This is a genomic window from Promicromonospora kroppenstedtii (assembly GCF_044389675.1).
GTDB classification, from domain to species: Bacteria; Actinomycetota; Actinomycetes; order Actinomycetales; family Cellulomonadaceae; genus Promicromonospora; species Promicromonospora kroppenstedtii.
This window is the reverse complement of sequence record NZ_JBIRYI010000006.1, coordinates 218,289-245,176: the sequence shown is the minus strand read 5'-3', so window position 1 is coordinate 245,176 and position 26,888 is coordinate 218,289. Positions and strand designations below refer to the sequence as shown.

General features: G+C 73.0%; 29 protein-coding genes. 15 read left to right on the top strand and 14 right to left on the bottom strand.

The window, feature by feature from the left end:
• Nucleotides 1-45: 45 nt before the first annotated feature.
• The 6 genes from ACH47X_RS11810 (at nucleotide 46) to ACH47X_RS11785 (ending at nucleotide 4,556) form a co-directional block, all read left to right on the top strand.
• Nucleotides 46-519, top strand: a complete 474-nt coding sequence (locus ACH47X_RS11810) for an FHA domain-containing protein (protein WP_020015374.1) — start codon at nucleotides 46-48, stop codon at nucleotides 517-519.
• Nucleotides 516-1,262 (top strand): transcriptional regulator FtsR, encoded by a 747-nt coding sequence (ftsR, locus tag ACH47X_RS11805; protein ID WP_397404438.1) that lies wholly within the window; start codon nucleotides 516-518, stop codon nucleotides 1,260-1,262. The genes ACH47X_RS11810 and ftsR overlap by 4 nt, the downstream gene beginning before the upstream one ends.
• A 153-nt stretch (nucleotides 1,263-1,415) precedes the next feature.
• Nucleotides 1,416-1,922 carry a bifunctional nuclease family protein gene (locus ACH47X_RS11800; protein ID WP_036961889.1) on the top strand — a complete coding sequence of 169 codons (507 nt, stop codon included), beginning with the start codon at nucleotides 1,416-1,418 and terminating at the stop codon, nucleotides 1,920-1,922.
• Nucleotides 1,923-2,022: 100 nt separating this feature from the next.
• Nucleotides 2,023-2,613, top strand: coding sequence for a MerR family transcriptional regulator (locus ACH47X_RS11795; RefSeq protein WP_036961893.1), 591 nt, complete (start codon nucleotides 2,023-2,025; stop codon nucleotides 2,611-2,613).
• A 98-nt stretch (nucleotides 2,614-2,711) separates the two neighbouring features.
• A complete protein-coding gene (locus ACH47X_RS11790; RefSeq protein WP_397404436.1) occupies nucleotides 2,712-3,401 on the top strand; it encodes an MBL fold metallo-hydrolase in 690 nt (229 codons plus the stop codon).
• Nucleotides 3,402-3,476: 75 nt separating this feature from the next.
• Entirely contained in the window at nucleotides 3,477-4,556 is a 1,080-nt protein-coding gene (locus ACH47X_RS11785; RefSeq protein WP_397404434.1) for a mechanosensitive ion channel family protein, read from the top strand.
• Here the strand turns inward: ACH47X_RS11785 and ACH47X_RS11780 are convergent.
• From ACH47X_RS11780 to ACH47X_RS11760, 5 genes are all read right to left on the bottom strand, one after another.
• Entirely contained in the window at nucleotides 4,531-5,823 is a 1,293-nt protein-coding gene (locus tag ACH47X_RS11780) for a phosphatidylserine/phosphatidylglycerophosphate/cardiolipin synthase family protein (RefSeq protein ID WP_397404432.1), read from the bottom strand. The two genes, ACH47X_RS11785 and ACH47X_RS11780, sit on opposite strands and share 26 nt — an antisense overlap.
• 55 nt (nucleotides 5,824-5,878) lie before the next feature.
• Entirely contained in the window at nucleotides 5,879-6,418 is a 540-nt protein-coding gene (locus ACH47X_RS11775) for a hypothetical protein (RefSeq protein WP_397404430.1), read from the bottom strand.
• A complete protein-coding gene (locus ACH47X_RS11770; protein WP_397404428.1) occupies nucleotides 6,411-6,914 on the bottom strand; it encodes a pyruvoyl-dependent arginine decarboxylase in 504 nt (167 codons plus the stop codon). Before ACH47X_RS11770 ends, ACH47X_RS11775 begins: the two co-directional genes overlap by 8 nt.
• Nucleotides 6,911-9,892: a response regulator gene (locus tag ACH47X_RS11765; protein WP_397404426.1), complete on the bottom strand. Its 2,982-nt coding sequence runs from the start codon at nucleotides 9,890-9,892 to the stop codon at nucleotides 6,911-6,913. The genes ACH47X_RS11770 and ACH47X_RS11765 overlap by 4 nt, the downstream gene beginning before the upstream one ends.
• Nucleotides 9,893-9,992: 100 nt before the next feature.
• Nucleotides 9,993-10,370, bottom strand: a complete 378-nt coding sequence (locus ACH47X_RS11760; protein ID WP_397404424.1) for a response regulator — start codon at nucleotides 10,368-10,370, stop codon at nucleotides 9,993-9,995.
• A 242-nt stretch (nucleotides 10,371-10,612) separates the two neighbouring features.
• Between ACH47X_RS11760 and ACH47X_RS11755 the strand changes: the two genes are divergently transcribed.
• Nucleotides 10,613-11,692 carry a PIG-L family deacetylase gene (locus tag ACH47X_RS11755; protein WP_397404422.1) on the top strand — a complete coding sequence of 360 codons (1,080 nt, stop codon included), beginning with the start codon at nucleotides 10,613-10,615 and terminating at the stop codon, nucleotides 11,690-11,692.
• Nucleotides 11,689-12,459: a sensor histidine kinase gene (locus tag ACH47X_RS11750; protein ID WP_397404420.1), complete on the top strand. Its 771-nt coding sequence runs from the start codon at nucleotides 11,689-11,691 to the stop codon at nucleotides 12,457-12,459. The genes ACH47X_RS11755 and ACH47X_RS11750 overlap by 4 nt, the downstream gene beginning before the upstream one ends.
• Here ACH47X_RS11750 and ACH47X_RS11745 read toward each other — a convergent pair.
• The 4 genes from ACH47X_RS11745 to ACH47X_RS11730 form a co-directional block, all read right to left on the bottom strand.
• Entirely contained in the window at nucleotides 12,353-13,579 is a 1,227-nt protein-coding gene (locus tag ACH47X_RS11745) for a hypothetical protein (RefSeq protein WP_397404418.1), read from the bottom strand. The genes ACH47X_RS11750 and ACH47X_RS11745 overlap by 107 nt on opposite strands.
• The gene (locus ACH47X_RS11740) at nucleotides 13,576-14,886 is read right to left on the bottom strand and encodes a glycosyltransferase (protein WP_397404416.1); all 1,311 of its coding nucleotides are present in this window, start codon (nucleotides 14,884-14,886) and stop codon (nucleotides 13,576-13,578) included. The genes ACH47X_RS11745 and ACH47X_RS11740 overlap by 4 nt, the downstream gene beginning before the upstream one ends.
• Nucleotides 14,883-15,899 carry an ATP-grasp domain-containing protein gene (locus ACH47X_RS11735; RefSeq protein WP_397404414.1) on the bottom strand — a complete coding sequence of 339 codons (1,017 nt, stop codon included), beginning with the start codon at nucleotides 15,897-15,899 and terminating at the stop codon, nucleotides 14,883-14,885. Before ACH47X_RS11735 ends, ACH47X_RS11740 begins: the two co-directional genes overlap by 4 nt.
• 96 nt (nucleotides 15,900-15,995) lie before the next feature.
• Nucleotides 15,996-17,027 carry a tyrosine-type recombinase/integrase gene (locus ACH47X_RS11730; protein WP_397404412.1) on the bottom strand — a complete coding sequence of 344 codons (1,032 nt, stop codon included), beginning with the start codon at nucleotides 17,025-17,027 and terminating at the stop codon, nucleotides 15,996-15,998.
• A gap of 198 nt (nucleotides 17,028-17,225) precedes the next feature.
• On the opposite strand from ACH47X_RS11730, the gene ACH47X_RS11725 reads away from it, so the two are divergent.
• Nucleotides 17,226-18,128 carry a TIGR03621 family F420-dependent LLM class oxidoreductase gene (locus ACH47X_RS11725; protein ID WP_397404410.1) on the top strand — a complete coding sequence of 301 codons (903 nt, stop codon included), beginning with the start codon at nucleotides 17,226-17,228 and terminating at the stop codon, nucleotides 18,126-18,128.
• Here ACH47X_RS11725 and ACH47X_RS11720 read toward each other — a convergent pair.
• Nucleotides 18,094-18,699: a TetR/AcrR family transcriptional regulator gene (locus ACH47X_RS11720; RefSeq protein ID WP_397404408.1), complete on the bottom strand. Its 606-nt coding sequence runs from the start codon at nucleotides 18,697-18,699 to the stop codon at nucleotides 18,094-18,096. The two genes, ACH47X_RS11725 and ACH47X_RS11720, sit on opposite strands and share 35 nt — an antisense overlap.
• A 55-nt stretch (nucleotides 18,700-18,754) precedes the next feature.
• Between ACH47X_RS11720 and ACH47X_RS11715 the strand changes: the two genes are divergently transcribed.
• On the top strand, nucleotides 18,755-19,879 hold the full coding sequence (locus tag ACH47X_RS11715; protein WP_397404406.1) for an FAD-dependent oxidoreductase: 1,125 nt from the start codon (nucleotides 18,755-18,757) through the stop codon (nucleotides 19,877-19,879).
• A gap of 43 nt (nucleotides 19,880-19,922) precedes the next feature.
• Complete coding sequence (locus ACH47X_RS11710; protein WP_397404404.1) at nucleotides 19,923-20,969, top strand: alcohol dehydrogenase catalytic domain-containing protein; 1,047 nt, start codon at nucleotides 19,923-19,925, stop codon at nucleotides 20,967-20,969.
• A 47-nt stretch (nucleotides 20,970-21,016) separates the two neighbouring features.
• Here ACH47X_RS11710 and ACH47X_RS11705 read toward each other — a convergent pair whose 3' ends face one another.
• Entirely contained in the window at nucleotides 21,017-21,613 is a 597-nt protein-coding gene (locus ACH47X_RS11705; RefSeq protein WP_397404402.1) for a TOPRIM nucleotidyl transferase/hydrolase domain-containing protein, read from the bottom strand.
• Between the two features lie 517 nt (nucleotides 21,614-22,130).
• On the opposite strand from ACH47X_RS11705, the gene ACH47X_RS11700 reads away from it, so the two are divergent.
• Nucleotides 22,131-22,286: a hypothetical protein gene (locus ACH47X_RS11700; protein ID WP_397404400.1), complete on the top strand. Its 156-nt coding sequence runs from the start codon at nucleotides 22,131-22,133 to the stop codon at nucleotides 22,284-22,286.
• A 142-nt stretch (nucleotides 22,287-22,428) separates the two neighbouring features.
• Nucleotides 22,429-23,442 (top strand): NAD(P)-dependent oxidoreductase, encoded by a 1,014-nt coding sequence (locus tag ACH47X_RS11695; RefSeq protein WP_397404398.1) that lies wholly within the window; start codon nucleotides 22,429-22,431, stop codon nucleotides 23,440-23,442.
• Here ACH47X_RS11695 and ACH47X_RS11690 read toward each other — a convergent pair.
• The 3 genes from ACH47X_RS11690 to ACH47X_RS11680 are packed head-to-tail and all read right to left on the bottom strand — an operon-like array spanning nucleotide 23,436 to nucleotide 24,926.
• Nucleotides 23,436-23,810: a nuclear transport factor 2 family protein gene (locus tag ACH47X_RS11690; protein ID WP_397404396.1), complete on the bottom strand. Its 375-nt coding sequence runs from the start codon at nucleotides 23,808-23,810 to the stop codon at nucleotides 23,436-23,438. The two genes, ACH47X_RS11695 and ACH47X_RS11690, sit on opposite strands and share 7 nt — an antisense overlap.
• Nucleotides 23,811-23,823: 13 nt before the next feature.
• Nucleotides 23,824-24,207 (bottom strand): MmcQ/YjbR family DNA-binding protein, encoded by a 384-nt coding sequence (locus tag ACH47X_RS11685; protein ID WP_397404394.1) that lies wholly within the window; start codon nucleotides 24,205-24,207, stop codon nucleotides 23,824-23,826.
• Nucleotides 24,208-24,266: 59 nt separating this feature from the next.
• Nucleotides 24,267-24,926 carry a DNA-binding response regulator gene (locus tag ACH47X_RS11680; RefSeq protein WP_397404392.1) on the bottom strand — a complete coding sequence of 220 codons (660 nt, stop codon included), beginning with the start codon at nucleotides 24,924-24,926 and terminating at the stop codon, nucleotides 24,267-24,269.
• 109 nt (nucleotides 24,927-25,035) lie between these two features.
• Here ACH47X_RS11680 and ACH47X_RS11675 point away from each other — a divergent pair, with 109 nt between their 5' ends.
• Together ACH47X_RS11675 and ACH47X_RS11670 are read left to right on the top strand one after the other, a co-directional pair.
• A complete protein-coding gene (locus ACH47X_RS11675) occupies nucleotides 25,036-25,977 on the top strand; it encodes an oxidoreductase (protein ID WP_397404390.1) in 942 nt (313 codons plus the stop codon).
• Between the two features lie 10 nt (nucleotides 25,978-25,987).
• Nucleotides 25,988-26,875, top strand: a complete 888-nt coding sequence (locus tag ACH47X_RS11670; protein ID WP_397404388.1) for an NmrA family NAD(P)-binding protein — start codon at nucleotides 25,988-25,990, stop codon at nucleotides 26,873-26,875.
• Nucleotides 26,876-26,888: the final 13 nt, after the last annotated feature.

Here is a 26,888-nt window from a genome sequence, read left to right as displayed (position 1 = left end):
ACGTAGTCACCCCTGTTTCACCGACATCGCACCCGAGGAGACCTGATGACGGACCCCAGCGCCCATCCGGTCGGGCCCGATACCACGGCCAACCTGGGTCGCATCGCGTTCCCGACCTCCGACGAGCAGGCACCCCGCACCGCCCTCAGCCCGGAGGAAGCGGCCGCCGTCGCCGCCCTCCCGCGGCACTCGGCCCTGCTCATCGTGCAGCGCGGCCCCGGTTTCGGCGCCCGGTTCCTGCTCGACACCGGCCGCTCGGTCGCGGGCCGCAGCGAGCAGGCCGACATCTTCCTGGACGACGTCACCGTCTCGCGCAAGCACGCCGAGTTCGTCCGCGAGGGCGACTCGTTCGTCGTGCGCGACATCGGCTCCCTGAACGGGACCTACGTCAACCGGGGCCGGATCGACGCCGCCACTCTCGTGACCGGCGACGAGGTCCAGATCGGCAAGTTCCGCCTGACCTTCCACGCCAGCCCGCAGTCGCCGGCCCAGTGGGGCCCGGGAACGCCCGCCCCGTGACGACCGGCGCCGCACGCGACCGTGACCGTGAGCACGGCCATGACGCGGACCTCGACGCGCCCTGGCCCCGGGGCATCTCCCGGCAGGCCACGATGCGCATCAGCGACGTCCTGCGTGCGCTGGGCCAGGAGTTCCCCTCCGTCTCGCACTCCAAGCTGCGCTTCCTGGAGGAGCAGGGCCTGATCGACCCCGTGCGGACGCCGTCGGGCTACCGCCAGTACAGCCAGGCCGACGTCGAGCGCCTGCGGTTCGTCCTCACCGAGCAGCGCGACAGCTACATGCCGCTGAAGGTGATCAAGGAACGCCTCGCAGCGATGGACGCCGACCCCGACTCGGCCGAGCACCCAGCACCACGCCTGGCCGCCGCCGGCTCACCGGCCCGACGACGCTGGACCGCGCCCGCCGTGGCCCAGGCCGCCGGCGTCACCGAGGAGTTCGTGCTCAGCCTCGCCCAGGCCGGCCTCCTGCCGTCCACGGGCAGCACCTTCGGCCCCAGCGCGGTCGACGTCGTACGCATCGCCGACGCGCTGGCCGAGTTCGGCGTCGAACCCCGCCACCTGCGCACCTTCCGCACCGCCGCCGACCGGCAGGTCACACTCGTGGACCAGGTCGTGGCACCGCTGCGCAGCCAGCAGGCCAGCGCCGGCCGCGGCCGCGCCGCGAGCATCGCCACCGAGATGGGCGAGCTGTTCACCCGCCTGCACGCCGCCTGGGTACGCCAGGGCATCGACGACCTCGGCTGAGCACACCCCCGACACACCCGGCCCAGCACGCCCGGGACGCGGAACACGTTTTGCCGTCCACGGACCGGCCCGTGACCAGGAACTTGTCCCGAGCGCGCGACGAGGGGCACCAGGACGCCGTACGGTGAAAGCGTGAGGCCGGACGACGTGCCGATGGTCCCGGTGGAGATCCTCGGCGTTCGACAGCAGCAACGCGATCAGGAGATCGTCGTGCTGCTGCTCGACACTGCCGCCGACCTGGCCGTTCCCATCGTCATCGGCGCACGCGAGGCCAGCGCCATCGCCATGGCCCAGGCCGGCCTCGCCACACCGAGGCCCATGACCCACGACCTCCTGCGCGACGTCCTGGGCGCCGTCGGGGTCGCGCTCGAACGCGTGGAGATCGTCGCCCTGGAGGGCGGCATCTACTTCGCCGAGCTCGTCCTGAGCAACGGGGTACACCTCGACTCACGCGCCTCCGACGCGATCGCACTCGCCGTGCGCACCGGCAGCCCCGTGCTGTGCTCCGCCGAGATCGTCGCCCTGGCCGGCGTCGAGATCGTCGACGTCGACCAGCAGGCGGAGGTCGAACGCTTCCGTGACTTCCTCGACCACGTCACACCGGAGGACTTCTCCGGCCCGCCCGGCGGGGGCGGGCAGGGCGGTGGCCGGACCGGGTGAAAAGCGGGCCAACCGCGACACGCCGAGACGTTTCGCGGCGCGCATCTTTGAAATCACCTTCGACGCGCCATAGCGTGGCCACGACACCCCAGGAGGCACAGTGAACACCAGCGGTGAGAGAGCCACACGCGCTACGGTCCCGCACGGCGCGCAGGGTCTCCTCTTCGGTGAGGACCTGACGGAACAGGACGCCACGACCGGCTACCGGGGCACCACCGCGTGCCACATCGCCGGCATCACCTACCGGCAGCTCGACTACTGGGCCCGCACCGGGCTCGTGGAGCCGAGCATCAAACCCGCCACGGGATCCGGCACCCACCGGTTGTACAGCTTCCGCGACATCCTCGTGCTCAAGGTCGTCAAGCGACTCCTCGACACCGGCGTCTCCCTCCAGCAGATCCGCACTGCCGTCACGGCCCTGCGGGAACGCGGCGTGGAGGACCTGGCCCAGATCACCCTCATGTCCGACGGCGCGAGCGTGTACGAGTGCACCTCACCGGACGAGGTCGTCGACCTGGTCGCCGGCGGACAGGGGGTCTTCGGCATCGCCGTCGGACGCGTCTGGCGCGAGATCGAGGGCACCCTGGCCCAGATGCCGACCGAGACCCTGGAACCCGGCGAGTCCGACGACGTCCCCGAGGTCGAGGGCGACGAGCTCGCCCAGCGCAGGGCCGCCCGCTCCGCCGTCTGACCCGCCCGCCGACCACCTCCTGAGCCGTCTGGCACGGGGTGCACAGCACCCCGACCAGGCGGCCTGCTGTTGCCACGGCACAGGCGTAGCCTGCGAGCATGCACCTCACCTTCCACGGACACGCGTGCGTCACCCTCCGCCTGCCCGGCACCCTGCCCGACGGCGGCGGCACGCTCGTCATCGACCCCGGCACCTTCAGCGACACCGACGCCGCCCTCACCGGCGCGCGCGCGATCCTGATCACCCACGACCACTTCGACCACGTCGACGCGCCCGCTGTCGTCCAGCACCTCACCGCGCACCCGGACACCCAGGTCTGGGCCACCGGCCCGGCAGCCAGCGCCCTGCGTGAGGCGGGTGCCCCGGCGGACCGAGTGCACGAGGTGATGCCCGGTCAGGTGCTGGACGCCGGCGGTGCGCGTGTCACGGTGGGTGGTGGGGACCATGCGCTGATCCACCCGGAGATCCCGCGGGCGGTGAACGTGACGTACCTGGTCGAGGCGGACGGGGCGAGCGTGTTCCACCCGGGCGACTCGTTCGACCCTCCGGCGGCGGCGCCGGAGGGTGGTCTGGACGTGCTGCTGGTGCCGGTGGCGGCGCCGTGGTTGCGGACGGCGGAGTTCATCGACTTCGCGCGGTCGGTCCCGGCGGCGACGGTGGTGCCGATCCACGACGTGTTCCTGTCGGAGATCGGGTACGGCAACGTGGGGCGTTGGCTGGACACGGCGCGCCTCGGGGGTGAGTACACGTACACGCGGCTGGCGCCGGGGGAGTCGCTGGAGGTCTGACGCGCCGGGCCGGTACGACTAGTGGTCGACTTGCGTAGTTTGCGAGTCGTGGCGGTGCTGCGCGAGGCTGGACGGATGGCTGACGAAGACATCGAGCAGGCGACGAACCTGGCCGTGACCCTGGGATGGTCGGCGCTGGCCGTGACGGTCGCCTACGTGGCTGTGGTGCTGGTCTCCAAGCTGGTCCGGGTGGCGGCGCGCGGCAACACGACGGTGCGTGAGGTGGCGCTCCGGCTGCGCCGACCCGCGCATGCGACGTTCATGGTGCTGGCGATGTGGATCGCGGTCTGGTCGACCGCGAACCGGCGCGATCCGTGGTTCCCGGTCCTGGAGCACGTGGTGGTCATCTCGGTCATCGTGAGCTCGGCGTGGATGATCGGCACGGTCGCCGTGGTGGTGGAGGACCGGGTGCTGCGCCGGGTGGGTAACCGTCTGGCGGGTCGGTACGCCCGTCGTCTGCGGACCCAGGTCATGGTGGTCCGGAGGCTGACGATCGGGCTCGTCGCGGTCGTGGCCTGCGCCGCGGTGCTGTTCACGTTCCCGGAGGCGCGGGCTGCGAGTGCCAGCCTGCTGGCGTCGGCGGGGGTGCTGTCGGTGGTGGCGGCGCTGGCGGCGCAGTCGTCGCTGGGCAATGTGTTCGCGGGACTGCAGATCGCGTTCAGCGACGCGGTGCGGGTGGGTGACGTGGTGGTCGTCGAGGGGGAGTGGGGGACGATCGAGGACATCACGTTGGCGTACGTGGTGGTCGGTATCTGGGACGAGCGCAAGCTGATCCTGCCGTGCACCTACTTCACGACGACGCCGTACGAGAACTGGACGCGGAAGTCCTCGGAGGTGCTGGGCACGGTGGAGATCGACGTCGATTTTCGTGTGCCGTTGGAGGCGATGCGCGAGGAGCTGGAGCGGGTGGTGCGGGGGTCGGACCTGTGGGACGGGCGGGTGGTGAGCCTGCAGGTGACGCATGCGGTGTCGGGGACGGTGCGGACGAGGGCGCTGGTCAGTGCTGCGGACAGCTCGGCGCTGTGGGACCTGCGGTGTGCTGTGCGAGAGGGGCTGGTGACGTGGTTGCAGCGGGAGGCGCCGTACGCCTTGCCGCGGACACGGTGGGAGGGGGAGGTCCCGGAGATGCTCAGAGCAGGGGCCGCAGGGGGATGAGCAGGTATTCGCCGATCTTGGCCACGGCGCCGCGTTCCTCCCACTGGGCCAGGGTGAGCTCGCTGGCGTTGGACAGGTCCATGGCGAAGACGTCCTCCATGCGGGCGGCCAGGCCGGGGTCGACGATCTCGAGGTTGACCTCGTAGTTGCCGGTGAGGCTGAGGCGGTCGATGTTGGCGGTGCCGATGGTGGTCCAGCTGCCGTCGATGGTGGCGGTCTTGGCGTGGACCATCGCGCCCTCGTACAGGAAGATCCGCACGCCGCCGCGCAGGAGGGACGCGTACTGGCCGCGGGCGAGCCAGTCGGCCACCACGTGGTTGGAGCGGTGGGGCACCAGGACCCGGACGTCGACGCCGCGGGCGGCTGCCGCGAGGAGGGCGGCGTGGATGTCGTGGTCGGGGATGAAGTAGGCCTGTGTGATGTACACGTGGTGCGTGGCTCGGTCGATCGCGTCGAGGTACAGGCCGCGGATCGGGAACACCAGTTCGGACGGCGCGTTGCGGGCGGCCTTGAGGTGCGGCAGCCAGGTGCCGGAGCCGACGTCGGACAGGATGGGGTGGCGCGGCCTGCGGTGCCGGTTCCAGAAGTCGACGAACGCGTTGCGCAGCTCCCAGACCGACGGGCCCTGGAGGCGTACGTGGGTGTCGCGCCACTGCGTGGCGTACAGGGAGCCGATGTTGTATCCGCCGACGAACCCGATCTCGTCGTCGACCACGAGGATCTTGCGGTGGTCGCGCCCGGACTTGCGGACGTTGAGGAACGCCATGCCGGGGCGCAGCACGGGGAAGCGCAGCACGTGCACGCTGGGCGGGAAGTCGAAGAACGAGTAGGGCACCACGAGGTTCGCGAAGCCGTCCACGATGACGTAGACGTCGACGCCGCGCGCGGCGGCATCGATCAGCTCCTGCTTGAACTGCTGGCCCACCTCGTCGTTCTTCCAGATGTACGACTCCAGCATCACGCTGGTGCGGGCTCCGCGGATCGCCTCGAGCATCGCGTCGTACAGGTCGGCCCCGTACGTGTAGACCGTGGTGGCGGTCTCGTCGATGTGCTCGGTGAGCGGCTTCTCGGTGGGGAACTTCGCCGTCAGGGGGTGGATGCGCCGTCGGACCATGTCGGTCGCGGTCAGGGCGACGGCCACCGCCGCGGGCACGGCCGCGGCGACGATCGCGGCACGGGTCGCGACCGACCGGGCACGCTGCGTGAAGTCGGACGGGACGTCCACGGTGAGCTTCGGAAAATTGCCGGGGATCTTACGTGCAGCCACGACCTCACGGTACCCGGTCTCACGGTGTCGGACCCGGTAAGACGCACGGCGCGGGTCAGTGGAACGTCGTGGCGTAGTACGCCTGGCGGTCCACGGTCTCCACCGTGACGTCCTGGGTGCGTTCGAGGTGGCGGCGCAGGTTGTCGGCGAACCGCAGCGAGTCGTCGTTGAACCGGGAGACGTCGTAGGCGCACACCACCTGGTTGGCGGCGAGGTGGGCCACGAGCGCGTCGATCATGTCCATGAAGGTGCGGGTGGCGCGCCGCCCGGGGTGCGCCAGGGTGAACCCGATGTACCACAGGGCCCCGCGCGCGGCGTGCTCGGGGTAGCGGGCGGCGAAGAACTCGGGGCTGACCCAGGGCACGGCGGCCAGGTCCTTCGCGAGGGTGGTCAGCCCCACGGGCTCGCCCTGCTCGTCGCGGGCCAGGAGCTTGGTCACGCGCCGGTCGGCCATCTCGGCGTCGAACTCCTGGCGGTACAGGACGTGCCGGGCGGCGGCGCGGGTGCGCAGGGGCTCGAAGGCCTGCACGTACAGCTCCCAGAACCCGTCGGCGTCGGCGCCGCCGACGACCTCCTCGAAGGTGACGTCAGCCATGCTGGAGCTCCTGCCAGCCCACGTGCCGGTAGGTCGCCACGACGACGGCGCACACCGGCATCGTGACGCAGGTGATGCCCGTGATCCGGCGGCCCTCCGGGTGGTACCGGTTCCCGCGCGTGGCGGACAGGTCCTGCAGGCTGTGCGTGAGGTCCGCCGAGACCTGCTCGTTCGAGGGCCCCTCGTGCTCGACGAACAGGCCCGCCCCGCTGCCGTCCTCGTGCCGGGACCACGCGATGCCCGCCCACGCCTCGTGGCCCGGCAGTGATGCGTGGGCTTGGGCGTACACGCAGAACAGCACGTCCCCGTGCGCACCGCGCAGCTGGTCGTGCCGCTCCACCTCCTGCACGGCGGCCCCTGGCGGTACGATCGAGCTGAGCCGCACCAGGTTGAAGTCGCTCACGCCGGCGGCGGCGAGGGCGGCGTCGAACGCCGCCAGGGGCGTACGCCCTGTGCCGCTGCCCGAGCTCACACGGATGGTCAGGGTGTCGGTCATCGAGGCCTCGTGGTCGGGTGCTGGTCGGACTGGTCGGACTGGTCGGGCTGGTCGGGTCGATCAGGCGGGTCCGGAGGATCCCGCGGGTCGAGGGGGTCGGGCCGTCCGACGTCGCCGGCACGGCCGGCAGCGGCGTCCAGCAGGTCGAGCACGGAGTGCAGCACCGCGTCCGGTGCCGCCCGGCCCTTGGTCAGGAAGACGGTGCTGCCCAGACGCAGGTCGGCGCGTTCGGCCGGGTTGACCTCGGCTCCCGAGTAGACCACGAGCGGCACCCGGCGCAGGCGGCCGTCGCGCCGTAGGTCGGCTACGAGCTCCCGGCCGTTGCCGTCGGGCAGGGTCAGGTCGAGCACCACGAGGTCCGGGTCAGCACCGTCGGCCAGGGCGCCGCGCGCCTCGCCGACGGTGCTGACCGTGGTCACGACGAGCCCCGCGTTGCGCAGCACCGTGGCCACGACGGTGCGCAGGTCCTCGTTGTCCTCGACCAGCAGCACCCGCCCGTGGTGCGGCTGGCGGCGGATCACGTCCCGCACGGTCTCCACGATGCGCTCGGGGTCCACGGGCTTGACCAGCCAGTCGTCCGCGAGCGCCGCGGTCTCCAGGGCGTCGTGGGGGCGGGTGGCGGACAGGACGACGACGGGGACGTCGGCGGTCGCGGCGGTCCGCCGCAGGCGGCTGAGGACCTCGGCGCCGCTGGTGCCGGGCATCGCGAGGTCGAGGACGACGGCGGCGGGGTGCTCGTCCTCGACGACGGCGAGCGCGGCCTGTCCGTCGGTGAGGCCGACGACCTCGTAGCCGCGTTCCTCCAGGACGGTGCGCAGGACGTCGACGACGTACCGGTCGTCGTCGACGACGACGACCTGGGTGGCCTGGGGTGAGCCGGTGGTCTCGGGGGCGCGGAGGGGGCCGAGGGGGTGGGGGGCGGCGCGGCGCAGGGTGAAGCGGAAGCTGGACCCGGTGCCCTCGCCCTGGCTGACGGCCCAGAGGCGGCCGCCGTGGCGTTCGACGATGCTGCGGGCGATGGTCAGGCCGAGGCCGGAGCCGCCGCGTTCGCGGGTGTCGGAGGCGTCGACCTGCTCGAAGCGCCCGAAGATGGCCTCGAGCTTGTCGGACGGGATGCCGCGGCCCTCGTCGTCCACGCGGACCTCGACGAGGTCGCCGACGGGGGCGGCGCTGACGCGCACGGTGCTGCCGGCGGGGGAGAACCGGACGGCGTTGCCCAGGAGGTTGGTCAGGGTCTGGACGATGCGTCCGGCGTCGGCGCGGACGATCTCGGGGGAGGTCTCGGCCTCGAGGGTGATGCCGGCGTCGTCGGCGAGGACGGAGACCTGGTCGACGGCGGCGGCCACGAGCGTGTCGACGTGATGGTCGGCGAGGTCGAGCTGGGTGGTTCCTGCTTCGAGGCGTTCGGTGTCGAGGATCTCGTCGACGAGGCGGCTGAGGCGTTCGCTGCTGGTCAGCGCGATACGGACCATGCGGTCGGCCTGCTGGGGCGAGTCGGCGAGGGCGTTGCTGTCCAGGAGGGTCAGGGCGCCGCGGATGGCGGTCAGCGGGGTGCGCAGCTCGTGGCTGACGACGGACACGAACTCGTCCTTAATGCGTTCGACCTCGCGTCGTTCGGTGATGTCGCGGAAGACGACGACGGCGCCGCGGATCACGCCGTCGTCGCGCAGGGGGCTGGCGGTGACCTCGACGGGTACCTCCTTGCCGTCCAGACGCAGGTAGGTGTCCTGTTCGGCGGTGACGGTGACACCGTCGCGCAGGGCCTCGGCGATGTAGCAGCCCTCGGCGGGCAGCGGGGTGCCGTCGTGGGCGGGGGCGTGGAAGGTGGCGTGCGCGTCGTGGCCGACGAGGTCGGACACGGTGGCTCCGAGGGTGTAGGCGGCGGCCGTGTTGACGAAGGTGACGCGGCCGGCGGTGTCGACGCCGTAGATGCCGTCGGCCACGGACTCGAGGGTGCGTTCGCGTTCGCTGGCCAGGGAGCGCAGCTGGGCGGTGCGTTCCTGCACGCGGCGTTCGAGGCCGTGGCGCAGGGACTCGTTGTCCACGACGACGATGATCTGGCGGGTGACGACGGCGACGAGGACCGCGACCCACAGTGCGTTGGCCACCCAGGGCACCGCGTGGTCTCCGGACTGGGCGACGCGGACCAGGGCTGCGGCGAGGAACAGGGTGAACGTGACGACGGTGCCGAGCACGGGCGTCCCGGCCTCGCGCCGGCCCACGACGGGGGCGCCGGACGCGGCGGGGTGGCGTGCGGCGAGCGCGATCGCGAGGTAGCCGCCGACCCAGCCGGCGTCGACGGGGCTGCCGAACGTGAAGCCGCCCTGGGCCTGCAGGAGCGCGAACGCGACGTCGGCCACGGCGTACAGGACGAACCCGCCGCCGACGAGGACCAGGGGTACGCGTTCGGCGCTGTTGGAGCGCGTCATGACCTGGACGGCGAGGGTGGCAAGCAGGGCGTCGACCACGGGCAGGGCGTAGGCGGTCAGTGCGGGGTCGGCCTGGGAGGGCTCGGACTGCAGGGCGACGGCGAACAGCGCGATGTACAGCACGGAGCCGCCGACGACGGCGCTGTCGAGCAGCATGCGCACGAGCTCCTGGCCGCGGGGGCGGACGGCGGGGAAGAGCGACAGGCCGACGACGCCGAGCAGGAGGGCCGCGATGTAGGCGACGTCCCCGGTGGCGGGGTCGCGGACGAGGCTGGAGTAGACGTTGCCGGTCAGGCCCACGATCGCGCCGAGGGACAGCAGGCCCCAGGCCCGGCGGCGCCGGCCGACGGACAGGACCGCGCGGTGCCCGCAGCTGATGGCCGCCACGATGCCCGCCCCGGCGATGGCGGCCATGGAGATCTGTTCGCGTGCCGGCTGGCCCAGTGGACTGGCCAGGGCGAGGGCGAGCAGCACGACCAGCACGCCGGCGACCCAGCACCAGCGCAGAAACCCGTCCTTCGACTGTGCAGCGTCGCGCCGCGGCCCCATGTGCCCGAGCGTAGGGCACCCTTCGCGAGCACGCAGTTTAACCCGCCGTCTCGCCCACCTGCTCATCTCTCCGCCGGACGCCCCGCGGTGGTGGGGTGGCTCAGTCGCGCCAACCGAGCAGGTGGGAGATCTGGTCGGGCAGGGTGAGCGGGTCGAACGGCTTGGCGAGCACCCCGGCGACCCCCAGACCCTCGTACTGGCGGCGTTCGGCGGGCTGGACCTTCGCGGTCAGGAAGATCACGGGCACGCTGCGGGTGCGTGGCTCGGCCTGGAGCTGCCCGAACGTGGACGGGCCGTCCATCGTGGGCATCATGACGTCCAGCAGCACCGCGTCGGGCGGGTCGGCGGCGCACATCGTCAGGGCGTCGGCCCCGTTGGTGGCGAGCTGGACGGTCCATCCGGCGACGATCTCCAGGCCCGTGCGCACCACGTCCCGGATCGCCTCGTCGTCGTCCACCACCAGGATCCGCCGGTTCATCGGGCCGCCGCCCGCGTTGCCAAGCCGAGTGTCTTCAGCATCTGCCCGTCCCTTCCGGCGGTTCTCATCGTGCCACGGAGGGTCCCGTTCGCGCCCGGCGTCAGGCGGGTGACCCGCGGGTGAGCGGGGGGTGACGCGTGCCCGACGAGGGGCGACGACAGGCGCGCCGGGGGATTCGTGCCTACCGTCTTACAGGTAGGGCAACCAAAGGGGCGGGCTGGTTCCTGCGTGGAGGAGGACGTATGACCGACGACGTGGCCGGTGCTCCGTCCCCCGCGTGGTCCGCCCTGGTGGTCGAGGACGACCCGGACGCGGGCGAGTTCACGCGGACCGTCCTGGCCCAGCACGCGGGCGTCGACGTGGTCCTGGCCGGGGACGCGGAGAGCGCCCTGGCGGCCCTGCAGGGCGCGAAGTTCGACCTCGTGGTCATCGACGTCGAGCTTCCCGGGCGCTCGGGCCTGCAGATCCTGCCCGAGGTGCACCGGCTCGCCGCCGGCGTGCCGATCATCGTCCTGACGGCGCACAACCGCGTCGACTACGCGGTCAGTGCCCTGCGCGGCGACGTCGACGACTTCCTGGTCAAACCCGTCGACGTGGACACGCTGGTCGAGCGGGCCACCACCCTGGTGCAGCGTGGTCGCGACCGGCGGGCCGCGACCCGCAGCCGCACGGTCCTCGCGGTCGGCGCCCACCCGGACGACGTCGAGATCGGGGTGGGCGGCACCCTGGCCGCGCACGCCGGCAGCGGGGACCGGCTGGTGATCCTGACGATGTCGGGCGGCTCCGTGGGCGGCGACACCCAGGCCCGCCGCCGGGAGTCCCAGGAGGCCGCGGACATCGTGGGTGCGAAGCTGATCCACCTCGGCTTCGAGGACACGCACCTGGACCCGGCGTCGGGACCGATCACCGCCGTCGAGGACGTGATCCGCGAGTTCCGCCCGGACCAGGTCTACACCCACAGCAACCACGACCGGCACCAGGACCACCGCGCCGTGCACCAGGCCGTGCAGGTCGCCTCCCGCGCCGTGGCCGACCTCGCGTGCTTCCAGAGCCCGTCGTGCACGATCGCCTACCAGCCCAACCGGTTCATCGACATCGACGAGCACCTGGAGACCAAGCTGCGCATGCTGCGCGCCTTCGCGTCCCAGGCGCACCGCGACTACATGGACGAGGACATCGTGCGTGCCACCGCCCGCTACTGGTCCCGGTTCACCCGCGGCCGGTACGCCGAACCCCTGGAGACGATCCGGTCCACGATGCGCCTGACGCCGGCGCACGCCGTGACCGCGGACGAGATCGCCGGCGGGCCGGGGCACGCGTGAACACCCGTGGCGTCAGCGAGAGCGCGGGCGACAACGTGAGCCGCGACTCGGTGGACGCCGAGCTCGGCGTCGTCGGTCACGAGCTGCGCTCGCCGCTGACCGCCGTCATCGGGTACGCCCAGCTCCTCGGGATCAGCTCCCTGAACGACGAGCAGCGCCGGCACGTGGAGGTCATCGAGCGCAACGGGCGGCGCATGCTGCGCCTGGTCGACGAGCTGCTGCTCAGCGCCCGCCTCGCGGCCGGCACGTTCGATCTCGACCGCGCCGACACGGACCTCGCGGCGCTCGCGGGCACCTGCGTCACGGACCTGACGCCCACGGCGCAGGCTGCCGGGCTGACGCTCACCGCCCACGCGCCGGGTCCGGTGCAGGTGCCGGGCGACCCGGACGTCCTCGCGATCGCGATCGACAGCCTGCTGGGCGCCGCGATCAAGCGCACCCCCCGCGGCGGGTCCGTCACGGTGGGCGTGCACGCCGCGGGCCCGGACGCCGTCGTCGAGGTGACCGACACCGGGGTGCCCCTGCCGTCCGACGCGCTCGGTCGCCGCACGCCACGCGAGGCGACCGGGATCACGCTCGGCCTGCCGGTCGTCACAGCGGTCGTGGCCGCGCACGGCGGCACCGTGACCGTCGACAGCGGCCCCGACCAGGGCACACGGGTCAGCCTGACCCTTCCGACGGGCTGGTCCGCACCGAGGGCGTCGTCGGGGGAAGCGTCCTCCACACCTCGCTCAGGGCGCTCCAGTGCTCCGGGGTCATCAGCGTGAACGGTGTGACGTTGACCGCCGTGACGCCGTTCGTGCTCGCCGCGCGCACGCCACGGGCCATCAGCCCCGCCGAGATCGAGTCGTCGGGCTGGCTGAGGTCCCACAGGCCCACCGACACGATGAACTTCTCCATCGGGATGTCGGAACCCGCCAGCTCCGCGAGGACCTGCTCCAGCTCCTGCGGGCTGTGGTCCCCGATACCGAGGTAGCCCCACAGCACCAGCCGGTCGGCGGCCCCGGCCAGCAGCGGGTAGCTCAGGCCGGCGTCGGGCACACCCTTGACCGGGTCCTCCCAGTTGATCAGCACGTCCATGCCGAGGTTGGTGCGCTTCCCGGTGTCGGCCGCGACGTCGTCCAGCACCGCCGACGCCTGGTCCAGGAAGTCGGCCAGGACCTGCGAGCGCCACTCGCCGATCTCCGGTGCGTCCTGGTGGATGCTGCCGTCGGCCTCGCGGGGCCAGTCGTCCTCCCCGGTCATCTCCCGGTACAGGGCCGCGTCGTCCTGCCCGAACGTCTCGTCGTCGAACTTGAGCTCGCTGAACGTGATCTGGTCGGGCTGGTAGCGGCGGGCGAGCTCCTCGACGAGCTCGAGGAAGCGGGCGCCGACGGGCCCGTCGTGGATCGCGGAGGCGGACGGCGTGTACTCGGAGCGCGAGCCGTCCTCGCCGACCCCGCCGACCGACGGGTCCTTCTTGATCCAGGCCGGGATCAGGGCGTCGATCAGGAGGTCGACGCGGCGCGGCTCCCCGTCGGGGCTCTCCGCGAGCTCGTCGATCGCCCGGGCGAGGTGGTCGGTGCCTTCCTCGGCGACGGCGTCGGGGTGTGCTGCCCAGTCGAAGGCGACGAACTCGACGCGGCCGGCGGCGAGGGTCACCATGTTCACGTGGGCGGCGTCGAGGTGCTCACGGACGGCGTCCCAGTCCTGTTCGGTGTCGGTGATGTCCTCGATGCCGAGGCTGACGGAGTGCACCTCTTCCGCCTGGACCAGGGGGCGGTCCACGGTGGGCGGTACCGGGTCGGGGGTGCAGCCCGCGAGGGCGGCTACGCCGACGAGCGCGGCGAGCCCGGTGAGCGTGGCCGCGACGGCGCTCGCGGGGGTGCGTGCGGTGCACTGGCTCATCGGTCCTGCCTCGTGTCCGCGGAGGTCTCCGGAGCGCCGTCCAGGTTTGTGTCGATCGAGATGGTGCCGGTCCGGTCGAGCTTGTTCCACCGGTTGTCGGCGCCGCGCAGCTCCAACCACAGTGCGCGGAGCATGACCAGACTCATCATGGCCGAGTAGAAGGGCCACAGCGGCAGGGTCCAGGCGTGCCGCAGGTCGCCGGGTGAGCGGTCGAGCAGGACGGCGACCAGGAGCAGCACGACCGACAGGGCCAGCCCGGTGAACAGGACGACGCCCCAGACCGTGTCGGGCAGGGCGCTGGTGTCGCCCAGGAACGCGAGGACCACGAGGACGACGAACGCGGCGACCTGGACCACGGGCAGCAGCACCTGGGTGGCGACGGTCAGGGCGAGGTAGGGGCCGAAGATGCCGTAGCGGGGGTTGCCGACCATGTCGCGGTGCCGGCGTACGGACTGGAGCAGGCCGCGGGCCCAGCGCACCCGCTGCTTCCACAGGCCGCGCAGGGTCGACGGCGACTCGGCGTGCACCAGGGCGCGGGGGGCGAACGCGACGCGGTACCCGGCGCGGTAGACCCGCCAGGTCAGCTCCAGGTCCTCGCCGACCGTGTCCTCCCGCAGGGGTCCGGTGCGTTCCAGGACGTCCCGGCGGAACGCGCCGGTGTTTCCCGAGACGATGGGCAGGCAGCGCAGCACGTCCAGGGCGCGGCGCACGAGCCCGGTCCCGACGTGGCTGACCAGGGCGAGGTAACGGGTCTGGACGCGGTCGAGGTTCACGGTCCGGTCGTCGCCGCACACGGCGCCGATGCGGGAGTCGGCGAAGGCGCGGACCATCTCGCGCAGCGTGTCGGGCCGGAACACGCCGTCGGCGTCGACCAGCACGAGCACCTCGCCGCGGGCGTGCTGCAGGCCCCGGTTGAGCGCGGCGCCCTTGCCGGCGTTGGGCTGGGTCAGGGCACGCACGCGGGGCAGCTCGGCCTCGAGCGCCTGGAGCTGGGCGAAGGTGTCGTCGGTGGAGCCGTCGTCGACGCAGACGATCTCGAAGTCGGGGTAGTCGCTGCGGGCGATGGACCGGATGCAGGCGTCCAGGACGACGCCCTCGTTGTAGGCGGGGACGATGACGGAGACCGACGGCGGGGCCGCGGGCGGCGGGGCGAAGATCGTCGAGGCATGGGGCGGGGTGCCGGCGGGCGGGCGGCGGTGGCGGGCCTCGAACCACAGGGCGCAGGGCACGATGAGCAGCCGCGCGAGGCTGACGACGAGGACCGTCACGCCGAACACGAGGACGGCGGCGGCCAGGGCCTGGTTCATCGGGGGGCCAGCCGGTGCGTCAGGGCGGCGTCGAGCAGCTCCGGGGCGTGGTCGCTGTTGGCGCCGAACCGCCCGTTGACCTCCAGGACGAGGGGCGCGCCGGTGGTGTCGCGGCGGATGTCGAGGTCGGCGGGCCCGGTCAGGCCCAGGGCTTCGACGGCGCGGCGGGCGACGTGCTCGACGTCGGGCAGGGTGCCTGCCCGGGGGCGGACGACGGCGGCGGCGTTGCCGACGCGACCCTGCTTGAGCTCGGTCTTCTCCAGGACGACGGCGGTGATCGTGCCGGTGCCGGTACGGGGGCGGTACAGCTGCGGGCAGTACTCGGTACCGGGTGCGAAGGACTGGACGATCCAGGAGGCGTCCAGGGCGCTCCAGGCGCTCTCGTCGGCGCCTGCTGTGCCGACAGCGTCGGCCGTGGTGCCCAGGTCCGCGGGGGACTCGATGAGCCGTACCCCGCGGCCGCCGCGCGAGACGCGGGGCTTGAGCACGATCGGTCCGCGCGCCCAGGCCAGGGCCTCGGCGACGCCGCCGAAGTCGGTGGGCAGGGCGAAGCGCGGTACGGGTACGCCGGCGCGGTCGAGCGCGAGCATGGTGAGCAGCTTGTCCGCGGCGATGGCGGCCGGTCCCGGGTCGGGGGTCAGCACGGGGCCGACGGCGTCCGGGAAGGGCCCCGGCACGGCGCTCGCGGTGCCGGGGCCTTCGGCGTCGAAGGCCCGGTCGGACGACCGGTCGAGCGCCTGGGCCAGGACCGCGACCTGGGGCAGCTCGTCCTGGACGGTGGGGAGCACGAGGTCGGGGGCGTGCTTGAGGATCAGGTCCCGCATGCCGGTGGCGTAGTCCCACGCATCGGCGCGGGGCGCCTGGTCGGTGGCGGGGTAGTTCGGGTCGGTCACGGGCGTGATGTCGACCCCGACCCACGTGAGGTCGGCGCCCGCGGCGGCCCGGGCGGCGAGCTGGCTGCCGAGCGCACGGCCCGCGGGGCCGCCCGCGCCCGTCACCAGCACGGTGGTCATAGATCTGTCCGCATCGGCAGGCTCCTCGTCCGGGTAGTCCGAGTCTCACCCGCCGCTGGTGGGGCCGCACTCGGAACCCGTGGTCCGGGAGCCGCGTCATTCGATGGCGGCCCCCAGGGGATGGGAGCGGATGGCGGCGGCCAGCTCACCCTCGATGCGGTCGAGGTAGACGCCGGTGGTGGCGATCGACGCGTGCCCGAGGAGCTCGGCGACGACCTTGACGTCCCACCCGTCCGCCACCAGCAGGGTCGCCGTGGTGTGCCGCAGAGCGTGCGGGGTGGCCTCGCGCTGGTAGGGCGCGGGCATGCGGCGCACGGCGCGGGCCAGCAGCGCGCGGATGGCCTGGGTGTCGATGCGGCGGCCGCGCCAGGACAGCAGGAGGGCGCGCTGGGCGTCGTCGTCCTGCGGGCGCTTGGCGGCCAGGGTGGGGCGCAGCCGGGTCAGGTAGTCGTCCAGGGCGCGGGCCAGGGGCGCCGAGAGAGTCACGGTGCGGGTGTTGCCGCCCTTGCCGCGGATACGCCAGGTGGTGCGCTCGGGCTCGCGGGCGACGTCGTCCACGTCGGTGCGGGCCAGCTCCGAGACGCGCGGGCCCAGGACCAGCAGGAGCGCGACGACGAGCCGGTCGCGCAGCGCGAGGTCCTGGTCGGTCCGGGCCGGGGAGTCGGGCGGGGCCGTGGTCAGCAGGCTGCGGGCGGCGCCCGCCGACAGGGCGGTGCGCGCGGTACGCAGGTTGCCGCGCACCTTGGCGGGCGGTGCGGCCCACTGCATGGGGTCCGCCTGCACCCAGCACTCCCGGGCCGCGTACGCGAAGAACCGGGACACGGACTGCCGGAACCGGTTGACCGTCGCCGTGCTGCGCCCGGGACCCGCCTTACGGTCGGGGTCGGTGTACCGGGCGTCCGGCGCGGACTGGTACCGCACCAGCACGGTGTCCACGTCGGACCCCGTCACGTCGTCCAAGATGCGCTCGCGGCCCGTCAGGCGCCCGAACTCCGTCACGTCACGCGTGTAGCTGCGTGCCGTGGCGGGGGACAGGACACCGCGGATCGTCTCGACCTCGACCGCCGCCAGGTAGCGGCGTGCGGCTTCGTCGACGGTGATGCGCTCGAGGCGCGGAGGAGCGACCATGTCCGCCACCCTAAGCGCGACCACTGACACTCCCGATTTGCCGGAATGTGCCGCTGACCTGCGACGGGACCGGCGCTCGCCGCAGCGCACCACGCCGGTCCGCGTACACCCGGCTTCGCGCACCGGCGAATGTGCTTGTGCCCTCCGGGCACGCGCAGTTGCCTGGACCGAGAGGTACGCCCAGGACGGAGAGAACCCATGACCACCACAACGCCGTTCCGCTTCGGCGTCGTCGCCACGCCCGCACGCACCGGCACCGCATGGCTCGACCAGGTCCGCCACGTGGAGCGGCTCGGCTTCGACACCCTCGTCGCGCCCGACAGCATCGCCCACGGCCTGTCCGTGCTGCCCGCGCTCGCCGCGGCCGCCACCGTCACCAGCCACCTGCACCTGGGCACGTACGTGCTGGCCAACGACTTCCGCCACCCCGTGCTGGTCGCCAAGGACGCCGTGGCCCTCGCCGTGCTGTCCGACGGGCGCTTCGAGCTCGGCATCGGCGCCGGCCACCCCGGCACGGGCCCCGACAACGCCATGCTCGGACGCACGTTCGACCGCCCCAGGGTGCGTGTGTCGCGGCTGGCCAAGTCCGTCCGCATCATCCGCCGCCTGCTCGACGGCGAGACCGTCACCACCACGGGGGAGCACTACGCCACCACCGACGCCTGCGTGGTCCCGCGCGACACCGACCTGCCCCGCGTCCCGCTCCTGATCGGCGCCGGGGGACCGCGCATGATCACCCTCGCCGGCCAGAACGCCGACACCGTCGCCCTCGGCATCCCGCTCGACGCCGACGACGCCACCGCCGCAGCCCTCGTCAAGGTGCTGCGCGACGCCGCCACCGCCGCAGGCCGCGACGCGCCCCTGGAGCTCAACGTCAACCTCATGGCCGTCGGCGACGCCGTACCCCGCTACCTCGCCGACCGCGTCGACCCGACGGCGCTCGCGGCCTCGGGGGCGGTGTCCGTGGTCACCGGGCCGCCGCAGCAGATGGCCGACCAGCTCCGGGAGCGCCGCGAGCGCCTGGGCATCTCGTACCTCGTGGTGTCCGAGGAGCTGATGGACGCGTTCACCCCGGTACTGCGGATCCTGTCGGGGGAGTGAGGGGCGCGGGGAGCAGGGCGCCCAGGAGGGTGCGCAGCCCGGCCGTGGCGTCGTCCGAGGCGGGTGGGGCGTCGGGGAAGGCGAGCCGGTGCACGACGGCGCCGTCCAGGTGGGCCATCAGCAGGGCCGTGTGCGCCGCCGGGTCGGGGGAGCCGGCGGCTGTCAGCCACTGGCGGCCGATCGCGGCGACGCGGGCCGCGCCCCGGCCCATCTCCGCCTGGAGCCCGCGGTCGCGGGCAGCCTCCATGAACAGGCTGTAGCGCGCGACGGTGAGGGTGCGCAGCTCTCCGGTGAGGGTGGCGACCATGCTCGCCAGGAGATGGGCGAGCGCGTCGGAGGTGGTGGGCGCGGCTGTGGCGCCGGCCAGGCGGGTCCAGCCGTCGACCTCGGTGTCGATCATCCGCACGACCATGGCGCGCAGCAGCGCCTCGCGGGTGCGGAACAGGTTGGACGTGGAGCCGGTGGGCAGCCCGGCGGCGGCGTCCACGGCGCGGTGCGTCAGGGCGCGCATGCCGTCGGTGCCGACCACGTGGATCGCGGCGTCGAGCAGGGTGTCCGAACGGGAGGGCATGCCCTCACACTACGGCTGTAGTCAATTGCACTACATCTGTAGTACCGTCGCGGGCATGCCACGAGCCGTCATCATCGGCGCCGGTATCGCCGGCACCGCCACCGCCATCGGCCTCACCCGCGCCGGCTGGCACGTCACCGTCCACGAACGCGCCACCCACCCCGAGACCAGCGGCGCAGCCCTCGGCATGTGGCCCACCGCGATCACCGCCCTCGACCAGCTCGGCGCCGGAGACGCCGTCCGCGCCGTCGCCACCCCGCAACACGCAGGCACCGTCCGCCGCCCCGACGGCACCCTCCTGGCCAGACTCGACACCGAACGCATCACCCGGCACCCCGGCGACCACGTACGACTCATCGCCCGCCGCGACCTCGCCCACATCCTCGGCACCGCACTGCCCGCGGAGACCATCCACCACCACAGCGCCGTCCACGGATCCGCCGACGACATCGCCCGCGGCCGGGTGGACACGGAAACGGACGGCGCCGCACCAGGACGTGAGGCGGGCAGCCCGGCGCTCGCGGACGTCGTCGTCGTGGCCGACGGCGTGTTCAGCGCGCACCGCACCGCCCTGCTGGGGGAGCGCTACCGCGCCCGGTACACGGGCCAGAGCGCGCTGCGCGGGCGCGTCGCCGTCGTCACCCACGAGGTGAGCGAGACCTGGGGCCCCGGTCGGCGGTTCGGCGTCACGCCCTACCTGGACGGCACCACCAACTGGTACGCGTCCCTCGACGCACCCCGCGGGCAGCGCGCCGCCGGGGGAGAGGTGGCTCTGCTGCGCGGGCTGTTCGCCGGGTGGCACGCCCCGATCGGGCAGGTCCTGGAGGCGCTCACCGAGGACGACGTCATGCGCCACGACCTGTACGACGTCCACCCGCACCTGCCCACCTACGTGGCCGGACGCGCGGTCCTGGTGGGCGACGCCGCGCACGGCATGACCCCCGATCTCGGCCGCGGCGCGTGCGAGGCGGTGGTGGACGCCGTCACGCTGACCCGGTGCCTGACGGACGCCGAGGGCCACCTGAGGGCGGGCGGCGTCGACCGTGCGCTCGCGCGCTACGACCGCCTGCGCCGTCGTCCTACGCAGCGCCTGCAGACCCTGGCCCGGGGCATGGGCCGGGTGGCGCACGCGCGGCGGTTCACCGGGGCGCGCGACCTGCTGCTGCGCGTGGCGCGCTGAGCGGCGTGGGTCGGGTGTCGCCGGCGCATGGTTGAATCCGCGGGTGCGAGCGATCCTCTTCGACGAGTACCAGGGCCCCGTCTCCGTGCGCGAGGTCCGCGACGTGACAGCCCCCGACGGCGGCGTCGTCGTGCGGGTGCACGCCACCGGGCTGTGTCTCAGCGACTGGCACGCGTGGGCAGGCCACGACACCGACATCCCCGCCCTGCCGCACGTGCCGGGCCACGAGCTCGCGGGCACCGTCGCCCAGGTCGGCGCGGGCGTCACGAAGTGGCGCGAGGGCGACCGGGTCACCGTGCCGTTCGTGAGCGGCTGCGGTACCTGCGAGTGGTGCCGCACCGGGCAGGCGCAGGTCTGCCCCGACCAGACCCAGCCGGGCTTCACGCACTGGGGCTCGTACGCCGAGCTCGTGGTCCTGAACGCGGCCGACACCAACCTCGTGGCGATCCCGGAGGGCGTCTCGTACGAGGCGGCGGCGAGCCTGGGCTGCCGCTTCGCGACCGCCTACCGGGCCGTGGCCGGCCGGGCGCAGGTCCGGGCCGGGGAGTGGGTGGTGGTCGTCGGCGCCGGCGGTGTGGGACTCAGCGCCGTCATGATCGCCGCGGCCCGCGGGGCGCGCGTCGCCGCCGTCGACCGGTCCGAGGGTGCCCTGGAGGCCGCCCGTCGCGCCGGCGCCGAGCGCACCGTCCTGGCCGACGGCCTGGACGTGCCCGCCGTGGTGCACCAGCTGACCGACGGCGGCGCGCACGTCGCGGTGGACGCCGTCGGCAGCGAGCAGACGTGCGCCGACGCGGTGCTGAGCCTGCGCCGACGCGGCCGCCACGTCCAGGTGGGGCTGTTCGCGCCCGTCGACGGCGGGCCGCGCGTGCCGATGGGCCGCGTGATCGCCTGGGAGCTCGACGTGCTCGGCAGCCACGGCATGGCCGCCGCCGACTACCCCGCGATGCTCGACCTGGTGGCCTCCGGGGCGCTGCGCCCGCAGGACCTGGTCGACCGCGTCGTCGGCATGGCGGAGGCCGCCCGGCTGGTACCCACCATGGACACCGCGCCCCGCGCGGGGATGGTGGTGCTGGACCCGGCGCGGGAGTGATCGGGTAACGGCACTTCGGGCCGGGCGGGACTCGTCGACGGCGTCGGTCAGGTGGCCCAGCGCAGCAGCCCGGCCAGGGGCTGCGGTACCCGGTCCAGGGGGACGGCCTCGGCCAGGCGGCGCCCGTAGTACTCCTTGCGGCCGCCCTTGCTGCCGAAGAACCGGTGCAGCTGCTGGGCCGTGGTGCGGTCGCGCTGCGCCGGCTGGCCCTGCAGACGCTCTAGGCTGCGCAGCTCGCCCTCGGCCGTGATCAGCTCGATCACCGCGTCGGCGCCGAGGGCGCGGATCAGCTCGTCCTCGAGGTCTCGGTCGCAACGGAAGAAGCCGTGCGCTGACAGGGAAGCCCTCGCGCTCTCGGGGCGTAGCCCGACCCGGTCCAGCCCCTTGATCACGAAGCGCTCCTCGGCGGCGTCGTACAGCCCGCCGATCCGGAGCGGCTGGCTCGTGCGGACGGGGGAGTCCAGGAGGGCGACCAGGTGGTGCCCGATGTTGGTGATGCCGCCCATGGCGACGACCTGCACACCGAGGGTGGCAAGGGGGAGACCTTGTCGCGCGGCGAGGGCCTCGACGGCCGCGCGGTCGCTCTCGCCCTCGACGAGCACGGCGGTGCTGGTCGAGGGGGCGAGTATCCCGGCGAGGTTCATCGTCTCGGAGCGTATGCCGGAGGTGCGGGACAGCGCCGCAGAAAATCCGGACTGCTACCGTGATGATCTTCTTTGATATCGAAAGACGGTTGTGTTGCGCTATACACACTGCTTTAGGTTTCCTGGGGCCGACCAGTGGTAGGGGTGGGGGTGTCCTGGGGCGGGCTGCACGGCGAGGTTGGCCTCGGCTGCCTGATGCTCGTCGTCCGATCGCCTTCGAGGCCTAAGTTTCTTCGCTTTGGGTCGCGCCAAAGCGAAGAAACTTAGGCCTCGAAGGGGAAGAGCCGGGCGGGGATCACCTTCGGGGCGAGCTGCGGCCCTGGTGGCGCGCTCGGGGCGCCATTTGGCGCCATTGCCGCACGGAGGCACTCGGCGATGCCCTGGGGGCGTGGTTCCTGGCCGTTCTCCACGCCGTAATGACATAATGTGCATTATCGGATCTCACCAGAAGCGCGGGATCTCGGCCTTCGCGCCGGCCTGTCGGCCGAATCGGCACGGTGCCCGGCTGCGTCATCCGATGGCCATCCAGCCCGCCGACGCCCGCTGGACCGCGGACTGCGAGACCCAGCGCGCCGCCCAGGACCGGCCAGTTCGTGTGCCTGACCGCTCCGGCAAGGCACCGCTGATCAGCGAGCTCGTGAGCGAGATGTACGCATGGCGTCCGACCATCTGAGATCCGCGATCCTGGATCGCCGGTGCCTCGACGCTCGCTGACATAACGAAGCCGCGACCAACCTCCGCGCCTGGCACCCGGCACGGTTCCCGGCACTGATGCAGGCGCGGAGCCGACGCCGCCCGCAGGGCACAATCGCCGCATGACACCTGAACTCGACGCCAGGGAACGTGATGCCCGGGCCGCCGATCCGCTGTCCGACGTACTGTCCGTGGCCGACGCCCTGCGCCGCCACCCCACGGTTCGCCTCGGTGACGACGTCGACCCCGGCTGGTGCGAGGCGCTCAACCTCTGGGTGAGCACCCACGGCCTGGAACGGGTCACCGGGCGGGACGCGACGCTCGTGATCACGGGTGATCCCGCACACATCGGAGGCGCCTTCTGGGTCCACTCCCCCAACGCCGGTGTCGAACGACTGGCGTCGACCTTGTCGGAAAGCGCTCTCCTGACCCGTACGACGGGCACCATGCCGGCGCGTATCGCCGAGTACGTGCTGACCTGGGTGCTCGCGGAGCGCTGGCACGTCCCGCGGTACCTCGCGCACACGGCGACGGCGACGTGGGACCGCTCGGAGCCGCCGCTGCCGCCCCGTCGTCAGGAGGCGGTCGTGATCGGCACCGGTGCGATGGGATCGGCGATCGCCCGGACGCTGGGACTGCTCGGGTACCGCGTCGTGGGACTGAGCCGGACGGGCCGGCCCGACGGCGCGTTCGACGTCGTCCTGCCGCTCGACGAGGCCTTTGGCAGGACGGACGCCATGCCGTCCGCTACCACCCTCGACGCGTCCCGGGCGGACGTCCTGGTGCTCGCGCTCCCCCACACCCCGCAGACCGACGGCCTGGTCACGCCCGGCCTGCTGCGTGCCTTCGACGGGGTGCACCTGGTCAACATCGGCCGGGGCTCGGCCGTGCAGACCGCGACGCTGGTGGGCGCGCTCGATGCCGGCCGCGTGCGGCACGCGACCCTGGACGTCACCGAGCAGGAGCCGCTCCCGGCGTCGTCACCCCTGTGGCGGCGGCCGGACGTCACCGTCACGCCGCACGTCTCGGGGCTCACCCTGGCGGCGGACGTCGTGGAAGCGCTCGACGCGGCGCTGACCGAGATCCGCGCCGGGGTCCGGCCGTCCTCGGCCGTGGGGCGGCACCGCGGCTACTGAGCGTGCTTGCCCGGCGCGAACGGCCACTCCTCGAACGCGCTGCACAGCCCGTGGTCGTCGAGCTCCAGGATCCACAGGTCGCGCCAACGGTCACCCGGCTCGAGGTACTCGACGTTCACCCGGACCACCGCCGTCGGACCGTCCACCGCGATCACCTGGGCGGTCAGCGTGAACTCCTCGTCCGGGCCGTCACGTTCGGCGTCCCAGAACTCCGCGAGCGCCGGGAGTCCGACGACGGGTGGTGCCCAGGGTGAGGTCTTGTAGGTGGCGTCGGCGGTGAAGAGCTGGGCGAGGCCGTCGGTGCCCGGGGTGCGCCAGAGTCGTTCGTAGTCGCGGACCCAGGTCTCGACCTGTGTGCGGTGCGTCATTCCTCGAGGCTAGTCATGGGGCGTCGGGTACGCCTGGGCGGTCGATCTGCTCGGCGAGGTGCTGGGGTGCCTGGATGCAGTAGGAGTCGGTGAGGAGCTCGGTGAGCTCGTCCCAGTCGGTGTGCTGGTCCAGGACGAGGCCGACGACGTTGCTCCCCCAGTCGGCCTTGAAGTACTGGGGGCCGAGGTGCTGGAAGGCGTGGACCTCGTCGGGGTCGGCGCGGAAGGTGACGCGGACGAGGCCGTCCTCGCCGCCGAAGACGTGGGCGACGGTGCTGTCGCGGGTCTTCCAGGCGACGCCGGTCCAGGCGTCGTGTTCGGTGCACTCGGGCAGGCGTTCGAGGATCGCGGCGATCCGCTGGACGACGTCGACGGGTACGGGTGCGCGTTCGGTCACGTGGGGAGTCTTGCACCAGCCACTGACACCGCTCCCCTGCCTGTTGGGTCGGGCCTCGGTCAGACCAGGCCGAGCTCGCGGGCCCGTACCCCGGCCTGGAACCGGGACTCCGCGCCGAGGGCGTCCATGAGCTCGGCCACGCGGCGCCGGTAGGTGCGCACGCCGAGCCCCAGGGTGCGGGCGGCGGTCTCGTCCTTGACGCCCTGGCTGAGCAGGTCCAGGACCTGGGGTGCGAGCTGGCGGATCTCGGCGATCTGGGTGTCGTAGACGGCGAGGTCGGTGGCGGACCGGAAGGCGGCCTCGAACAGGGAGGTGACGCCCTGGACGGTCTCGGGCTGGGTGATCACGCTGTAGCTGCGCTGCCCGGCGCGCACGTCGCCGGCGAGGATCACCAGGCGGCGGTCGAGGATGATCGTCTCGTTGATCTCGTCGGCGGTGATGCGGATCTGGGCGCCGTGCCGGTCGCGGTCGCGGGCCAGGCCCTGGGCGGCCACGGGGTCGAGCAGCAGGGCGGACCGGTAGACCTTGCGGATCCGGACGTCGCCGGGTCGGCGGTGGCGGATGGCGTCGGCGAGCTCCCCCGACGCCTGGGCGCGGGCCCAGGTGGCGAGGTCGTTCGCGGCGCAGGCGACGTCGGTGGCGGACGCCAGCAGGTGCGCGGTGCGCTCCATGAGCTCGCGCTCGCCGTGCACGATGGTGACCATCTCGCCCGTCCGCATGGGAGCGATCATGCCCCGTGTGCCGGGCCGGGCACCAGGCGGGGCGCCGGATGCGGCAAGAACCTGCCAACGGGCCGGGGATCCGCGGCGGCGGGGACAGGCTGGTGGCATGACGACAGACACGACCACCTCCACCACCTGGCAGCTCGGGGACCGCACCGTCAACCGGGTCGGCCTCGGCGCGATGCGGCTGATGGGCATGCCCTGGGACGCCGCGCCCCGCAGCCGTGACTCGGCGCTCGCGGTGCTGCGCCGCGCCGTCGAGCTCGGGGTGAACCACATCGACACCGCCGCGTTCTACTTCACGCCCACCCGGTCGGCCAACGAGCTGATCAGCACTGCCCTGCAGCCCTACGGGGACGACCTGGTGATCACCACGAAGGTGGGTCCCGCGCGGTCGCGGGACGGGCAGATGGAGCCGATGGCGCGCCCCGACCAGCTGCGCGCGCAGGTCGAGGAGAACCTTCGCCAGCTCGGCCGGGACCACCTCGACGTCGTCAACCTGCGCTGGGGCACCCGTATGGCGGGCGAGGGGCGGGCGGCCGACTCCGTCGCCGAGCACTTCGGCGCCCTCGCCGAGCTGCGGGACGCCGGGTTGATCCGGCACCTCGGCGTGTCCAACGTCCTGGCCGAGCAGCTCGCCGAGGCGCTGACCATCGCGCCCGTGGTGTGCGTGCAGAACCAGTACGGCCTGACCAGCCGGGAGGACGACGCCCTGGTCGCCCTGTGCGGCGAGCGTGGCATCGCGTTCGTCCCGTTCTTCGCGGTCGGGGCGGCCGTACCTGGCGCTTCTCCCGCCGAAGGCGCCGACGACACCGGGCGGTCGGAGGTCGCCGCGATCGCGGCTGCCCACGACGCCACCCCGGCACAGGTGCGCCTGGCCTGGACGCTGCACCGGGGCCCGCACGTCCTGGCGATCCCCGGCACGGGCAGCGTGGCGCACCTGGAGGAGAACGTCGCGGCGAGCGCCCTGCGGCTGAGCGGTGCGGAGCTGGCGGTGCTGGACGGGGTGGGCGGCAGTGGTGGCGTCGTCGGCGGGGACGGCCGGTAGCCTGACCGGCGTGAAGATCGCGGTCACCGGTTCGACCGGCACGGTGGGTAGTCAGGTCGTGGGCCTCCTGGCCGCGAGCGCCGGGAACGAGGTCGTGGCGTTGGCCCGGCGTCCGGAGGCGGTGGCCGCGGCGTTGGGTGCCCGAGGCCCGGACGCGCGGGTCCCGGATGCGCAGAGCCCGGTCACCGCGGTGTACGCGGACTACGACGACCTGGCCTCGTTGCGGGCGGCGCTGGTGGGGGTGGACACCCTGGTGTTCGTCTCGGGTGACGGTGAGGCGGCGCGGATGCTGGTGCAGCACGGGAACGTGGTGCGGGCGGCCGCGGACTCGGGCGTGGGGCACGTGGTGTACCTGAGCGGGGTGGACGCGGATCTGGCGTCGCCGTTCTGCTATGCGTTCACCAACGGGTACACGGAGGGTCTGCTGGCGGCGAGCGGGTGCGGGTTCTCGTTCGCGCGGGCGTCGCTGTTCACGGAGTTCTTCGCGGCGTTCCTGCGGCCGGCGCTGGTCTCGGGCGAGCTGCGGGTGCCGGCCGGGGACGGTCGGGTGTCGCCGGTGTCGCGGGCCGACGTGGGGCGGTGCCTGGCTGCGCTGGCGGTATTGCCGCCGAGCGGGCGGCACCATGACCTGACGGGTCCGCGGGCGCTGTCCCTGGAGGGTGTCGCCGAGGAGCTCACGCGGGTGGCGGGGCGGCCGGTGCGGTACACGGACGTGGAGCCGCGGGTGCTGGTGGAGGACCTGGCGCGGGACGGTGAGGACCCCTGGTGGACGTACGCGTACGGCAGCATGTTCGCGTCCGTCCGCCAGGACCGGTGGAGCGCCGTTTCGACCGAGGTGCGGCGCCTGACGGGACGGGTCCCGCTGGGTGTGGCGGACGTCGTCGGCCTCGTTGCCTGACGACGTCCGCCAC